This is a genomic window from Pseudomonas anuradhapurensis (assembly GCF_014269225.2).
Taxonomy (GTDB): Bacteria; Pseudomonadota; Gammaproteobacteria; order Pseudomonadales; family Pseudomonadaceae; genus Aquipseudomonas; species Aquipseudomonas anuradhapurensis.
The window spans coordinates 224,369-239,043 of record NZ_CP077097.1; the positions used below are offsets into that span (position 1 = coordinate 224,369).

The 14,675-nt window shown below is 64.3% G+C and carries 12 protein-coding genes; 3 read left to right on the top strand and 9 right to left on the bottom strand.

What is annotated here, in order from left to right:
* Positions 1–51 precede the first annotated feature (51 nt).
* Complete coding sequence (dibA, locus tag HU763_RS00990; protein WP_170027792.1) at positions 52–1,947, top strand: phosphodiesterase DibA; 1,896 nt, start codon at positions 52–54, stop codon at positions 1,945–1,947.
* 92 nt (positions 1,948–2,039) lie between these two features.
* Here the strand turns inward: dibA and HU763_RS00995 are convergent, their stop codons facing one another.
* From HU763_RS00995 to tcyJ, 9 genes are all read right to left on the bottom strand, one after another.
* Entirely contained in the window at positions 2,040–2,684 is a 645-nt protein-coding gene (locus tag HU763_RS00995; protein ID WP_186687692.1) for a methionine ABC transporter permease, read from the bottom strand.
* Complete coding sequence (locus HU763_RS01000; RefSeq protein WP_186687689.1) at positions 2,674–3,783, bottom strand: methionine ABC transporter ATP-binding protein; 1,110 nt, start codon at positions 3,781–3,783, stop codon at positions 2,674–2,676. The genes HU763_RS00995 and HU763_RS01000 overlap by 11 nt, the downstream gene beginning before the upstream one ends.
* Position 3,784: 1 nt before the next feature.
* Complete coding sequence (locus tag HU763_RS01005) at positions 3,785–4,585, bottom strand: MetQ/NlpA family ABC transporter substrate-binding protein (protein WP_186687678.1); 801 nt, start codon at positions 4,583–4,585, stop codon at positions 3,785–3,787.
* A complete protein-coding gene (locus HU763_RS01010; protein WP_186687676.1) occupies positions 4,578–5,969 on the bottom strand; it encodes an LLM class flavin-dependent oxidoreductase in 1,392 nt (463 codons plus the stop codon). The genes HU763_RS01005 and HU763_RS01010 overlap by 8 nt, the downstream gene beginning before the upstream one ends.
* The gene (locus HU763_RS01015; protein ID WP_186687673.1) at positions 5,969–7,150 is read right to left on the bottom strand and encodes an SfnB family sulfur acquisition oxidoreductase; all 1,182 of its coding nucleotides are present in this window, start codon (positions 7,148–7,150) and stop codon (positions 5,969–5,971) included. The genes HU763_RS01010 and HU763_RS01015 overlap by 1 nt, the downstream gene beginning before the upstream one ends.
* Positions 7,151–7,291: 141 nt before the next feature.
* Positions 7,292–8,533 (bottom strand): SfnB family sulfur acquisition oxidoreductase, encoded by a 1,242-nt coding sequence (locus HU763_RS01020; RefSeq protein ID WP_186687670.1) that lies wholly within the window; start codon positions 8,531–8,533, stop codon positions 7,292–7,294.
* Between the two features lie 264 nt (positions 8,534–8,797).
* Positions 8,798–9,556, bottom strand: a complete 759-nt coding sequence (gene tcyN / locus HU763_RS01025; protein ID WP_186674905.1) for an L-cystine ABC transporter ATP-binding protein TcyN — start codon at positions 9,554–9,556, stop codon at positions 8,798–8,800.
* 2 nt (positions 9,557–9,558) lie between these two features.
* Positions 9,559–10,227 (bottom strand): cystine ABC transporter permease, encoded by a 669-nt coding sequence (gene tcyL, locus HU763_RS01030; protein WP_186687667.1) that lies wholly within the window; start codon positions 10,225–10,227, stop codon positions 9,559–9,561.
* Positions 10,224–11,018 carry a cystine ABC transporter substrate-binding protein gene (gene tcyJ / locus HU763_RS01035; protein ID WP_186687664.1) on the bottom strand — a complete coding sequence of 265 codons (795 nt, stop codon included), beginning with the start codon at positions 11,016–11,018 and terminating at the stop codon, positions 10,224–10,226. Before tcyJ ends, tcyL begins: the two co-directional genes overlap by 4 nt.
* A 370-nt stretch (positions 11,019–11,388) precedes the next feature.
* On the opposite strand from tcyJ, the gene epsC reads away from it, so the two are divergent.
* Both epsC and betT read left to right on the top strand, forming a co-directional pair.
* Complete coding sequence (epsC, locus tag HU763_RS01040; protein ID WP_186687661.1) at positions 11,389–12,321, top strand: serine O-acetyltransferase EpsC; 933 nt, start codon at positions 11,389–11,391, stop codon at positions 12,319–12,321.
* Between the two features lie 332 nt (positions 12,322–12,653).
* A complete protein-coding gene (gene betT, locus HU763_RS01045) occupies positions 12,654–14,615 on the top strand; it encodes a choline transporter BetT (protein ID WP_186687803.1) in 1,962 nt (653 codons plus the stop codon).
* Positions 14,616–14,675 lie beyond the last annotated feature (60 nt).

Consider the following 14,675-nt stretch of genomic DNA (forward strand, 5'->3'; position numbering starts at 1 on the left):
GTTTCAGCCTTTATAATGCCCCTTCCTTTCTGATGGGCTATCGCACCCGACATGTCTGTTTCCGTTCGCGACGCCTTGCGCATGGCTGCGCTGTATGTGGTGCTATCCGTCCTGTGGCTGATACTGGCCGAGGTGGTACTGCAGAGCATGACCGATGATCCCCTGGCACAGACCGTGGGGCGGCAGATCAACGTGGTGGTCTGGGTACTGTTCAGTGCCTTGCTGATTTACGTGTCGCGGGTGCGCCTGCTCAACTTCATCGGCCGTGGCGCGCGCTTGCGCTGCGAAGACCGCGAGCGGCTGCGCATGGCGGCTGCCGTGTTCGACAGTACCCTCGAAGGCGTGCTGGTGACCGACCGCCAGGGCCTGATCGTGCACGTAAACCGGGCTTTCATGCGCATTACCGGCTACCAGCAGGACGAAGTCATTGGCCAGCGCCCGAACAAGTTCAAGTCGGGCCGCCATGGCCTGGCGTTCTACCAGCAGATTTTTACCACCCTGGCGGAGAAGGGCGAGTGGAGCGGCGAAATCTGGAACCGACGCAAGAGTGGCGAAATCTACCCGCAATGGCAGACCATTTGCGCCATTCACGATGACGAAGGTGAACTCAGCCACTATGTGGCGGTGTTCAGCGATATCAGCGCGATCAAGCATTCAGAGCAGGAACTGGCCTACCTGGCCCACCATGACCCGCTGACCGGCCTGCCCAACCGCCTGCTGTTCACCGACCGGGTCGGGCAGGCCCTGACCGCAGCCCAGGCCAACAAGCGCGGCTGTGCCCTGCTGTTGCTGGACCTCGACCACTTCCAGAGCATCAACGACGGCCTTGGCCACACCATTGGCGACCAGCTGCTCAAGCTGGTGGGCGAGCGCCTCGGCGAGGTGGTGGGCAGCGGCGTGACTTTAGCGCGCCTGGGTGGCGACGAGTTCGGTGTGCTGGCAGAGAACTGCCAGCAGGTCGGCCAGGCGGGCAAGCTGGCGCAGGGCATCATCGAGCGCATGCGCGAGCCGTTCCAGTTCGATGGTCATCGCCTGTTCATCAGTGTGAGTGCGGGCATCAGCCTGTTCCCCAGCGATGCCTTGAGCGCCGAGCAGTTGCTGCGCAATGCCGACTCGGCCCTGTACAAGGCCAAGAGCAACGGGCGGGCCTGCTATGCGCTTTATACCGAAGAGCTGACCGCTCACGCCCAGCATCGGGTCGAAACCGCCGGCGAGCTGCGCCGGGCGCTGGAGCAGGATGAGCTGCGAGTGTTCTACCAGCCGGTGCACGACCTGGCGACCGGTCGACCGGTCGGGGTCGAAGCGCTGGTGCGCTGGCAGCACCCGCAGCGCGGCCTGGTGCCGCCGGGCGAGTTCATCCCGATTGCCGAGCGCACCGGGCTGATTGCCGAGATCGACGCCTGGGTGCTGCACCAGGCATGTCGGCAGATGGTGCAATGGCAAGGTCAGGGCCAACAGCTGGAATTCGTCGCGGTGAATATCTCCAGCCGCTTGTTTGGCCAGCATGAGTTGTACCAGCAAGTGGCCGAAGTGCTGCACGAAACCGGCCTGGCCCCGGCCTTGCTGGAGCTGGAGGTTACCGAGAGCGCGGTGATGGAAGACCCGGAAGTGGCGTTGGAGCAATTGCATCGCCTGCGTGAGCTGGGCGTGACCTTGGCCATCGACGACTTCGGCACTGGGTATTCATCATTGCTGCGGCTGAAGCGCCTGCCGGTGCAGAAGCTGAAGATCGACCAGGGCTTTGTCGCCGGGTTGCCGCTGGACGAGGACGATATCGCGATCGTCCGGGTGATCATCGCCCTGGCCCGCAGCATGGGGATGCAGGTGCATGCCGAGGGTATCGAGCAGGCCGAGCAGGCCAGCTTCCTGCTGCAGGAGCTGTGTCAGCTGGGGCAGGGATACTGGTTCGGGCGGCCGGTACCACCTGCGGATTTGCACTGGGGTTGAGGGCCTTTTCGCGGGCACGCCCGCTCCCACAGGGACTGCACAGGGCCTGAGAGATGTGGGGACCTGTGGGAGCGGGCAAGCTCGCGAAGAACTCACCGCTTGTTCAAGCCTTTCGCCAACCGGTCGCCACCCAGCTGGATCAACCCCACCAGCGCCACCAGCATGGCGATCACGGTCAGCATGATCTGGCTGTCGAAGCGCTGGTAGCCATAACGGTAGGCAATATCCCCCAGGCCTCCGGCGCCAATCGCCCCGGCCATGGCCGAGGAGTTGATCAGCGTTACCAGGGTAATGGTGAATCCCCCCACGATCCCCGGCAGCGCCTCGGGCAGCAACACGTGCCAGACGATGTGCCAGCGCCGGCAACCCATGGCCTGTGCCGCTTCCACCAGGCCGTGGTCGACCTCGCGCAGGCTGACCTCGGCAATCCGCGCGAAGAACGGCGTGGCGGCAATGGTCAGCGGCACCACTGCCGCCCACACACCGTAGGTGGTGCCTACCACCAGGCGGGTGAAGGGGATCAGCGCGACCATCAGGATCAGGAACGGGATCGAGCGGAACAGGTTGACGAAGGCGCCCAGCGCCCGGTTCAGCACGGGGGCCTGGAAGATCCCGCCCTTGTCACTGGTGACCAGCAATACCGCCATCGGCACCCCGGCCAACAGGGCAATTAGCGACGACACGCCGACCATCAACAAGGTATCGAGCAAGCCTTCGAGCAGGCGATCAAACCACATGGCCTAGTACCTCCACGTCCTCGGCCCAGCGGCGGGCGCGCTCCAGCAAATGATGAGGGTCGTGCGGCGAGTGCTGCACCGACAGGATCAGCTGCCCCAGGGCATGCTCGCCAATGGTTTCCACGCCGCCCTGCAGCAGGCGCACGCGGCCACCCAGGTCGTTGAACAGGGCCGACAGCTCCGGCTCGCCGAGCACGGTCAGCTTCAGCACCACGGCACTGTCATGGCTCGCCGGGGTCGCCTGCAGGCTGGCTTGCAAGGCGGCAGGCAGCCTGGCCTGCAAGGGCGCGAGCAGGGTCCGGGTAACCGTGTGGCGCGGTGCGCCGAATACCCGCCAGACCTCGCCCTGCTCGACCACTTCACCGCGCTCGAGTACTACCACCCGGTGGCAGATGTCGCGGATCACTGCCATCTCGTGGGTGATCAGCACGATGGTAAGGCCCAGGCGCTGGTTGATATCGCGCAGCAATTCAAGGATCGACGTGGTGGTTTCCGGGTCCAGCGCCGAGGTGGCCTCGTCGCACAGCAGGATCTCGGGGTCATGCACCAGCGCCCGGGCAATGCCGACCCGCTGCTTCTGCCCGCCGGATAGCTGCGCCGGGTACACATGGTGCTTTTCCTGCAGGCCGACCAGCTCCAACAGTTCGCGCACCTTGCGCTGACGCTCGGCCCTGGCCACGCCGGCGACCTTCAGCGGCAGCTCGACGTTCTGCCACACGGTCTTGGCTGACATCAGGTTGAAATGCTGGAAGATCATGCCGATGCGCCGACGCAGAGTTACCAGCTGGTCCTCGTGAAAGGCTGCGATGTCCACCTGGTCGATCAACACCCGGCCCTGGCTGGGCTGCTCCAGGCGGTTGATGGTACGCAGTAGCGATGACTTGCCGGCGCCACTGCGACCGATGATGCCGAATATCTCGCCATGGCGGATGTTCAGGTCGATCCCTTGCAAGGCCGGTTGCGCCTGGCCCGGGTAGGTCTTGCCCAGGCCGATGAAGCGCACATGAGCCTGATTGACCTCGGGGCGCAGGGCCTGCTCCCTGGCCGTCGGTGCCAGTGATTTTGCGGTGGGCGCCCGGAGCGCGCTGGCCTGGCTCATGTCAGCCCTCCCAACCGACCTGGTAAAGCTTGCCGTGGGCCTTGTCGAGCGCCGCGCGCACTGCTGGCGAATGCTGGTAGATATCGACGAACCTGGCCAGGCGCGGGTCGTCCTTGCTTTGTGGGCGAATGACGAACTGGATCACGTACTCCTTGTTCTCCAGGCCGTCGAACAGCAGCGCCGAACCGGCGTCGAAGCTGTTGGCCAGGCGGATGTACGCCGGGTAGCCCTGCACCAGGTCGGCGTCGTCATAGGCACGTACCAGTTGTACCGCCTCGACCTGGAGGATCTTCAGCTTTTTCGGGTTGGCGACGATGTCGGCCTCGGTGGCCTTGTAGCCGACCCCCGGCTTGAGGCTGATCAAGCCTGCCTTGGCCAGCAGCTGCAGGCCGCGGCCGCTGTTGATCGGGTCGTTGGCGATGGCCACGCTGGCGCCTTTGGGCAGGTCGGCGAAGCTTTGGTATTTTTTCGAGTACAGGCCGACGTTGTTGATGATGCCGGGTGCGTAGGGCACCAGGTTGAAACCTGCGGCAGCCTTGGCGTTTTCCAGGAACGGGATGTGCTGGAAGTAGTTCACGTCGATGTCGCCACTGTTGAGGCTGACATTCGGCGCGATCCAGTCGCTGAACTCGATCAGCTTCACTTCCAGGCCTTGTTTGTGCGCTTCTTCCACAGCCGCTTCCAGCGGGATGGCAAAGGCGGCAGTGGTACCGATCTTCAGCGGTTCGGCAGCCAGGGTGCTGGCGCTGAGGCCGAGGGTGAGGGCAATGGCCGCGACGGGCCGGAACAGTTTCTCAAGCATGGTGCAGGGCTCCAGTCGGGGTAGGGGCAGAGGCAAAGCGGTAAGTCGAGCCAGGGTGGTCGGCGGGCAGGTACGGGTGGTCGGCCTGGAACAGCTTTTCGCGCAATGTGCCTTCGGCGTAGGCGGTCTTGTAGCGGCCACGTTGCTGCAGCTGCGGGATGACCAGGTCGATGAAGGCCTCGAAGCTTTCCGGGGTGACGGTGCGGGTCAGGTTGAAGCCGTCCAGGCCGGTTTCATCGATCCAGGCGATCAGCTGCTCGGCCACTTGCTCCGGCGCGCCGACCAGGGTCACGTAGCGGCCACCCAGGGCGTGCTGTTGCAACAGGCGCCGCCGCGTCCAGGCGTTGTCCTGCAACTGGCGCGTGGCGGACTGGATGGCATTGCCCTGGCGGAAGGCGATCGGTTCGTCCAGCTCGAAGGCGGCAAAGTCGATACCGGTGGAGGCCGCGAAATGCGCCACCCCCGCCTCGGCACTGGCATGCTGGAGGTACTCGGCGTGCCTGGCCTGGGCCTGTTGCTCGGTGGCCGCGACGATCACCGTGATGCCCATGAACACCTTGACCGCCTGCGCGTCGCGCCCAGCGGCCTGGGCAGCGGCCCGCACCTTGTCTACCTGGGCGCGGGTGGCGGCCTTGTCCTGGCCACTGATGAACACGCATTCGGCATGGTTGCCGGCGAAGGCCAGGCCACGCGCGGAACTGCCGGCCTGGAACAGCACCGGCGTGCGCTGCGGCGACGGCTCGCTCAGGTGATAGCCCTCGACCTGGTAGAACTCACCTTGGTGGCGGACCTTGCGTACCCTGTCGGGCCGCGCATAGACGCGCTGCTGGCGGTCGGCGACCACCGCATCGTCGGCCCAGCTGCCTTCCAGCAGCTTGTACAGCACCTGCAGGTATTCGTCGGCCTGGTCGTAGCGGCGGTCATGCTCAGGTTGCTGCGCCAGGCCCATGGCCCGGGCGGCACTGTCGAGGTAGCCGGTAACGATGTTCCAGCCCACCCGGCCATTGCTCAGGTGGTCCAGGGTGGAAAGACGCCGGGCGAACAGGTACGGCGCCTCGTAGGTGAGGTTGGCGGTAAGGCCGAAGCCCAGGTGGCGGGTGACGGCAGCCATGGCCGAGACCAGCAGCAGCGGGTCGTTGACCGGCAGCTGGATCGACTCCTTGAGGGTGACGTCAAGCGACTGGCCATAGATGTCGTAGGTACCGACGATATCGGCGAGGAACAGCCCGTCGAACAGGCCGCGTTCCAGCAGCCGCGCCAGGTTGGTCCAGTAGTCGAGAGTCTTGTACTGGGTCGAGGTATCCCGCGGGTGAGTCCACAGGCCGTGGTTGATGTGCCCGATGCAGTTCATGTTGAAGGCATTGAGCAGGATCTGCTTGGCCATCAGATGGTCCCCCGGCGTGGCGGGTTGGCATCGTTGAGGTAGTAATTGCCGATGGCGTGGTACTTCCAGCGCACCGGGTCATGCAGGGTGTGCACGCGGGCGTTGCGCCAGTGGCGATCGAGGTTGTGTTCGGCGAGAGTGGCCTGGCTGCCGCTCAGCTCGAACAGCGTCGTGCCGGCTGCCAGGGATATCTCGGTGCTGATCGCGCGGGCTTCGGCCACGGCAATGGAGGCAGCGGCAACCTTGTCGGCGCTGCTGTCGTCGCGGGCGCGGTCCAGGTATTCGCCGGCACGCTCCAGCAGGGCTTCGGCGGCGTGCAGACGGATCGCCAGCTGGCCGAAGCTCTTCAGCGTCAACGGGTCGTCGGTGGCCTTGTCCAGGCCGGAGTCGACCCACGGGCGGCTACGGCTGCGCACGAAGTGCAAGGCGTCTTCATAGGCGGCGCGGGCGATGCCGGTGTCGATCGCGGCATGAAGAATCTGCGCCAGCGGGCCGACCGGGGTAGGGCGCTCGAAGGCGCTCTGGAACGGCACCACGTCGGCGGCGCTGACATGGACATTGTCGAACACCACCGAGCCGCTGCCGGTGGTGCGCTGGCCGAAACCGCTCCAGTCGTCGATCACCTGCAGGCCCTGGCTGTCGGCCGGGACGAACGCCAGGTGTTGCACGCCGTGCTCGTCGACTACCGAGGTGGGAATGCGCTGGGCGTAGATGGCCCCGGTGGCGTAGAACTTGCGGCCATTGATGCGGAAACCGTCGCCATCGCGGCTCAGGCGGGTGGTGCGGTCGTTGGCAGTCCTGGTGCCCAGTTCGGCCAGGGCGTTGCCGAAGCGACGGCCAGCCAATACTTCGCCATACAGGCGCTTTTGCTGTTCGGGCGAACCATTCACCCGCAGCACTTCCAGGGCGTAGAAGTGGTTCTGCGGGATCTGCCCGAGCGAGCCGTCGGCCTGGGCGATGCGGGCGATGACCTTGGCCAGGGTGACATTGGACACCCCGGCACCGCCGAAGGCCTTGGGCACGCTGATGGCCCACAGGCCGGAGCGGGTGAACAGCTCCAGTTCGGCGTGCGGCAGGCGGCGTTCGCGGTCGCGCTGAGCGCTGTCGCGGCGCAGTTGCTGGGTGATGTCTTCGGCGACGGCCAGTGCTTGGGTGTCGTTGGTAATGATGGTTGTAGTCATGGTGTTCTCCGGGGGCCGCTGTGCGGCCCTTCGCGGGCTCGCCCGCTCCCACGGGTAAAGTGATACCCGTTCAGGCGGTGGGAAGCCTGTGGGAGCGGGCGAGCCCGCGAAGGGCTGCGCAGCAGCCCCAAAGGCAGCAAATCAGATCCAGGAATGCCGCGCAGGCAGCGTGCCGTTGAGGTGGTAAGCGCCCACCGCGTGGTACTTCCAGCGCACCGGGTCATGCAGGGTGTGCACCCGGGCGTTGCGCCAGTGGCGGTCGAGGTTGAATTCGGCAAGGGTGGCGCGGCTGCCGGCCAGCTCGAACAGCTTCTCGCTGGCCTGCAGGGCGATCTCGGTAGTCAGCACCTTGGCCTCGGCCACCGCGATCGAGGCGCGCGCCGCGCTTGCGGCGTCGATCGGCGCCGCATTGACTTCGTCGAGGACCCGCGCCGCCTTGCGCAGCATCGCTTCGGCGGCGTGCAGTTCGAGCTTCAGGCGGCCGACGTCGGCAATCACATACGGATCGTCACTGGCACGTTCGACATTGGCGTCGACCCATGGGCGCGACTTCTCGCGGACGAATGTGATCGCATCCTCGATCGCCGCTTCGGCAATGCCTGCATCGATGGCCGCCTGGATCAGTTGCGAAGCTGCACCCTGGGTATTGGCGATGTCGCGCTGGCGCCAGTTGTCGATCACCAGCTCGGCCTCCACTGGCACCTGGTCGAGCAGCACGGTGCCGCTGGCGGTAGTGCGCTGGCCGAACCCGGACCAGTCATCGACGATGCGCAGCCCCGGGCTGCCGCGGCGGACGAACGCCAGGCGCTGGCGGCCTTCGTCGTCCAGCGCCTTGACCGCCACCCAATGGGCGAACAGTGCACCCGTGGAATAGAACTTCTCACCGCTGATGCAATAGCCGTCGCCGGCCCGGGTAAGCCTGGCCTTGAGTGTGAGGGTATCTTTGGTGCCGCGCTCGGGCCCGGCATTGCCGATGCGCCAGCCGTCAAGCACGCTGCGGTAGATCGCTGCCTGCTGCGCTTCGGTACCGGTCAGGCGCAGCAGTTGCAGGATGCCGAACTGGTTCTGCGGGATCTGCCCCAGGGCCGGGTCGGCGGCGCTGATCAGGCGGAACACTTCGGCGATGGTCTCGAACGACACTTCGGGGCCGCCAAAGGCTTTGGGGACGCTGATGCTGCCCAGGCCGCTGCGGGTGAACAGCTCGATCTCGGCCCATGGCAGTTTGCGTTGCTGGTCGCGGCGGGCGGCCTGCTCGCGGGCGACCTCGGCCAGTTCGCGGGCCGCTTGCAAGGCTTCGGCGTCGTTGCGCAGCACCTTGGCTGGCAGCAGCACCGGCGAGCTGTCCAGGTCGCTGTGGAATCGGGTATTGGCTTGGCTGGACATCAGTGCCGCTCCTTGGCTGCACTCAATGCCCTGGCGTTGCGCACTGGGGTGATTGTGATCCTGACCATTCCTGACCTCACAAATTGGTTATGTCGCTGTAGCGGGTCGCGACGGATGTGTGCTGGTCCGGTGGTCCGGTGGATATACCCTAATGCTTTATAAAAACTTTATGAACTAACTCTTTGGAATATGTATAGAAGGAGGGATTTGTTGCGGATGCGCCGGCTCCTTCGCAGGCGCGCCCGCGAAGAGGCCGGCTAAGGTTCACTCGGAAGCGGCTGTCCCGAGGAACTTGCGCAGGAATTGCCGGGTACGTTCTTCCTTCGGTGCCGCGAACAGCGCCTTGGCCTCGCCTTGTTCCACGATCACCCCCTTGTCGAAGAAGATCACCCGGTTCGCCACGTCCCGGGCAAAGCTCATCTCGTGGGTCACGATGATCATGGTGCGTCGCTCCTCGGCCAGGCCGCGGATGGTCGCCAGCACTTCACCCACCAGCTCCGGGTCGAGCGCCGAAGTCGGTTCGTCGAACAGGATCACCTCCGGTTCCATGGCCAGGGCCCGGGCGATGGCTACCCGTTGCTGCTGGCCACCGGACAGGCGCCGCGGGTAGGCATCTTCCTTGCCCGCCAGGCCGACCTTGGCCAACAGGCGCCGGCCCAGCTCGATGGCCTGCTCGCGGGGCGTCTTCTTGACGATCACCGGGCCCTCGATGACGTTCTCCAGGGCGGTGCGGTGCGGGAACAGGTTGAAGTTCTGGAAGACGAACCCGGCCTGCTGGCGCAGGCGGCGGATCGCGCTTTGCTGGCCACCCAGCGGGCGGTTGGCGTCGATGCTGATGTCACCGATCTGGATCTGCCCGGCATCGGGGGTTTCCAGCAGGTTCAGGCAACGCAGGAAGGTGGTTTTGCCAGACCCGCTCGGGCCGATGATCGCCACCACCTCGCCCGGCTGCACGGTCAGGTCGATACCGTTGAGCACGGTCTGGCCCTTGAACCGCTTGGTCAGGCCTTTGACTTCAATCATGCTCAATGCTCCTGGTCATGCTGGTTGACGCGGGCTTCCATGCGGTTCTGGAAGTGCGCGAGGATGCTGCACAGCACCCAGTAGATGACTGCGACCGCCACGTACATGGTGAACACCTCGAAGGTGCGCGCGGTAATCAGCTGGGCCTGGCGGAACAGCTCGGGCACCTGGATGGTCGCCGCCAGGGCGGTGTCCTTGACCAGCGAGATGAAGCTGTTGCCCAACGGTGGCAGGGCGGTGCGCAAGGCTTGTGGCAGGATGGCCCGGCGCATGGCCTGGACACGGGTCATGCCGATGCTGGCAGCGGCTTCCCACTGGCCGCGGTCGATCGAGGAGATCGCCGCGCGGAGGATTTCGCAGATGTAGGCGGCCATGTTCAGCGACAGGCCGATCAGCGAGGCCGGGATCGGGTCCAGCTCGATGCCGATCTGCGGCATGCCGAAATAGATCACGAACAGCTGTACCAGCAGCGGTGTGCCGCGGAAAAACGACACGTAAACCCGGGCCAGCCAGTTCAGTGGCATGATCTTCGACAGCCGCATCAGCGCCAGGGCAAACCCCAGCAGCAGGCCGAAGAACATGCCGCCAACGCTGAGCAGCACGGTATAACCCGCGCCCTTCAGCAGGAAGGGCGCAGAATCGACAACGAGTTGCAGGCTTTCAGCGATCATTTGGTGACATCGGCACCGAAGTACTTCTCGGACAGCTTGGCCAGCGTGCCGTCAGCCTTGAGCTTGTCCAGTGCCTTGTTGATCGCGGCCAGCAGTTCCGGCTCGCCTTTGCGCAGGGCCACGCCGCTTTCCAGGCGCGAGAAGGCATCGCCGGCCAGCTGGGTGTCCTTGGCTTTCTGTGCATATTCCAGCGCGGCCAGGCGATCGATCAGGATGGCGTCGATACGGCCGTTGCGCAGGTCGGCAAACTTGCTCGGGTCGTCTTCATAGGTGCGCACATCGGCTTGCGGCACATCCTGTTTCACCCACTGCTCGTAGTTGGTACCCAGGCCCACGCCAACCTTCTTGCCGGCCAGGTCGGCGGCCTTGTGGATGTTCAGCTGCTCGGCCTTCTTCTTCAGGATCAGCGCCTGGATACCGGAGATGGTGTAGGGCTCGGAGAAGTCGTACTTCTTCTTGCGCTCCTCGGAAATGGTCACCTGGTTGATCACCACGTCCAGGCGCTTGGACTCCAGTGCGGCGAGGATGCCGTCCCACTTGGTCGGCTGCACCTTGGCCTTGACGCCGAGTTCCTTGGCCAGCAGTTCCGACAGCTCGACTTCGAAGCCGGTCAGCTTGCCGTTCTCGTCCTGGAAGCTGAACGGTGGGTAGGTGCCTTCCAGGCCGACGTTGATCACGCCTTTTTCCTGGATGGTCTTCAGCTGTTCGCCGGCAAAGGCCTGGCTGAGCAGGCCGGCACCCAGCAGGAGAGCCAGGCTGGCGTTGAGTAGCGGTTTGGCGAATTTCGACATGTGGAAGCCCCGCGCTTGTTGTCAGTGGTGGGTGGCGACTATAGGGTTGGCCGGTTAGGCCAGGAAATAATAAAAAATTATTTTATTATTCCCTTTCGTGTTTTTGTCAGTGCCGGCTGCATTCAGGGTAGGCGAGTATCTGTTCCCCGTCATCGCTGCTTATGCCTGACATAGTGCAGGATGGAATAAAGCGTTGTTTTTTCCAAGGTAAGGATTTGCCGTAGAGTGGATTGCATGTATGCAGGCCCGACCTTTGGCGGGTAAACCCGCTGCCACAGCTACTGTGCGTTCGCTGTGGAGCGGGTTTGCCGGCGAAGGGCCGGACCTGCCAATAAAAAATGAGTCTGGCCTACTCAGGCAGGAGAAAACCGTGAGCGAACAACCTTCATCCGGGCACTGGCAGTTGCAGAGCATCGTCGCCGGTCTGCGCGGCGCCCGTGAACAATGGCGTACGCGCAATGGCCGCAGCAGTGGCGAGCAAGGCGGGCGTGAGTTGCCTTCGCGCGAGGCGATGCGGCAGATTCTCGAGCAACTGTGCGGCGCGCTGTTCCCCATGCGCCTTGGCCCGGTCGACCTGCGTGAAGAAAGTGAAGACTTCTACGTAGGCCATACCCTGGATGCCGCGCTGACCGCCTTGCTGGCCCAGGCCCGCCTGGAGCTGCGCTACGCCGCGCGGCAAAACAAGGCCGAACTGGCCGACGTCGACGCCCATGCGCTGCGCCTGGTCCAGGGCTTTGCCGCCGCTCTGCCGGGCCTGCGCGTGCTGCTCGATACCGACGTGCTGGCCGCCTACCACGGTGACCCGGCGGCGCGCAGCGTCGATGAAGTGCTGCTGTGCTACCCCGGCATCCTGGCGATCATCCACCACCGCCTGGCGCACCACTTGTACCAGGCCGGCTTGCCGCTGCTGGCGCGGATCAGCTCGGAGCTGGCGCATTCGGCCACGGGCATCGACATCCACCCCGGGGCACAGATCGGCCCAAGCTTCTTCATCGACCATGGTACCGGTGTGGTGATCGGCGAAACCGCGATCATCGGTCAGCGCGTGCGCATCTACCAGGCCGTGACCCTGGGAGCCAAGCGCTTCCCCAGCGACGAGTCGGGGACCCTGCACAAAGGCCTGCCGCGTCACCCGATCGTCGAAGACGATGTGGTCATCTATGCCGGCGCCACGGTCCTGGGGCGGATCACCATCGGCAAAGGCTCGACCATCGGCGGCAATGTGTGGCTGACCCGTAGCGTGCCGGCCGACAGCAACATTACCCAGGCCAACCTGCAGCTGGATTGCCAGGACAAGAATTGATCGAGCATCTCTTTAGCCTGTACTGGCCTCTTCGCGGGCTTGCCCGCTCTCACAGGGACCGCACAAATATTGAATCTTGTGCATTACCTGTGGGAGCGGGCAAGCCCGCGAAGAGGTCAGTGCAGGAGGGCACCAACCAGCGCCCTGATTCGCATTGACATCCGATCCATGTTTAACTTGAACGCTTGTTCAATGAAAAACGCTGGTCCGCTGCCGGTGTTCAACAGGAGGATTCCTTTGCTGAACCCGTTCATTCCGAACCTTACGTCATTCGACGAGGTGCGCCGCCCATGAGTGCACCGATCCCATCCCTTGCCACTGGCAAGATCCGCATGAACCCCCCAGTGTTCTATTTCGCGGCGAGTTTCATCCTGCTCTTCGGCCTCGTGGTCATTGCCAACCCGCGCAGTGCCGGCGACTGGTTGCTGGCAGCGCAGAACTGGGCGGCCAACACGGTCGGCTGGTACTACATGCTGGCGATGACGCTGTACCTGGTCTTCGTGGTGGTCACCGCCTTGTCCGGCTACGGCAAGATCAAGCTCGGTGCCGACCACGACGAACCCGAGTTCAGCTACCTGTCGTGGGCTGGCATGCTGTTCGCCGCTGGTATCAGCATCACCCTGTTTTTCTTCTGCGTTTCCGAGCCGCTGACCCACATGCTGCAGCCGCCCCAGGGTGAGGCGGGCACGGCCGAGGCCGGGCGCCAGGCCATGCAGATCCTGTTCCTGCACTGGGGCCTGCATGGCTGGGGCGTGTTCGCCTTCGTCGGCATGGCCCTGGCCTACTTCGCCTACCGGCACAACCTGCCGCTGGCCTTGCGGTCGGCGCTGTACCCGCTGATCGGCAAGCGCATCAACGGGCCGATCGGCTACGCGGTGGACGGCTTTGGCATCATTGCCACGGTGTTCGGCCTGGGTGCCGACATGGGCTTTGGCGTGCTGCACCTGAATGCCGGCCTCGATTACCTGTTCGGCATCAGCCATAGCCAGTGGGTGCAAGTGCTGCTGATCGTCCTGATGATGGGCGCGGCGGTCGCCGTGGCCGTCGCCGGGGTGGAGAAGGGCGTGCGGGTGATGAGCGACATCAACCTGTTCCTGGCCTGCGCGCTGTTGCTGTTCGTGCTGTTCGCCGGGCCTACCCAGCACCTGTTCAACACCTTGATCCAGAACCTTGGCGATTATCTCGGGGCCCTGCCGCGCAAGAGCTTCGATGTGTATGCCTACGGCGAGAACAGCGGCTGGCTGGGCGGCTGGACGGTGTTCTACTGGGCCTGGTGGATTGCCTGGGCGCCGTTCGTGGGGCTGTTCATCGCCCGTATCTCCCGCGGCCGTACCATTCGCGAGTTTGTCTTCGGCGTACTGCTGATTCCGCTGGGCTTCACCCTGGCGTGGATGTCGATCTTCGGCAACAGCGCCCTGGACCAGGTCATCAACCACGGCATGACCGCGCTGGGCCAGTCGGCGCTGGATAACCCGGCGATGAGCCTGTACTTGTTGCTGGAAACCTACCCCTGGAGCAAGACGGTGATCGCCGTGACGGTGTTCATCAGCTTCGTGTTCTTCGTCACTTCTGCCGACTCGGGCACCGTGGTGCTGTCGACCTTGTCGGCAACCGGGGGTGATGCCGACGAGGACGGGCCGAACTGGCTGCGGATCTTCTGGGGCGCGATGACGGCGCTGATCACCAGCGCGCTGCTGTTCGCCGGCAGCATCGATTCGCTGAAGTCGGCAGTGGTGCTGACTTCGCTGCCGTTCTCGCTGATCTTGCTGTGCATGATGTGGGGGCTGCACAAGGCGTTCTACCTGGAGTCGCAACGGCAGATCGCGCAGATGCACTCGCTGGCCCCGTTCGCGCAGTCTCGTCGCGGGCGCGGCGGCTGGCGTCAGCGCCTGAGCCAGGCGGTGCATTTCCCGTCGCGCGACGAGGTGTACCGCTTCATGGACGACGTGGTGCGCCCGGCAATCGCCGATGTGCGCGATGTGTTCGAGCAGAAGGGCCTGGTGCTGATTACCCAGGACGACCCGAGCCATGACAACGTCAGCCTGAAGATTGGCCATGGCGAAGAACAGCCGTTCATCTACCAGGTGCAGATGCGTGGCTACTTCACGCCATCGTTCGCCCTCGGTGGGCTGGGCACCCAGGAGTTGAAGAACCGTCGTTACTACCGGGCAGAGGTGCACCTGAGCGAAGGCAGCCAGAACTATGACCTGGTGGGCTATAGCAGGGAGCAGATCATCAACGACATCCTCGACCAGTACGAACGGCACATGCAGTTCCTGCACCTGGTCAGGTAACCCGCTGGGGGCCGCGTTGCGGCCCATCGCGACACAAGGCCGCTCCTGCAGCAAATCGCG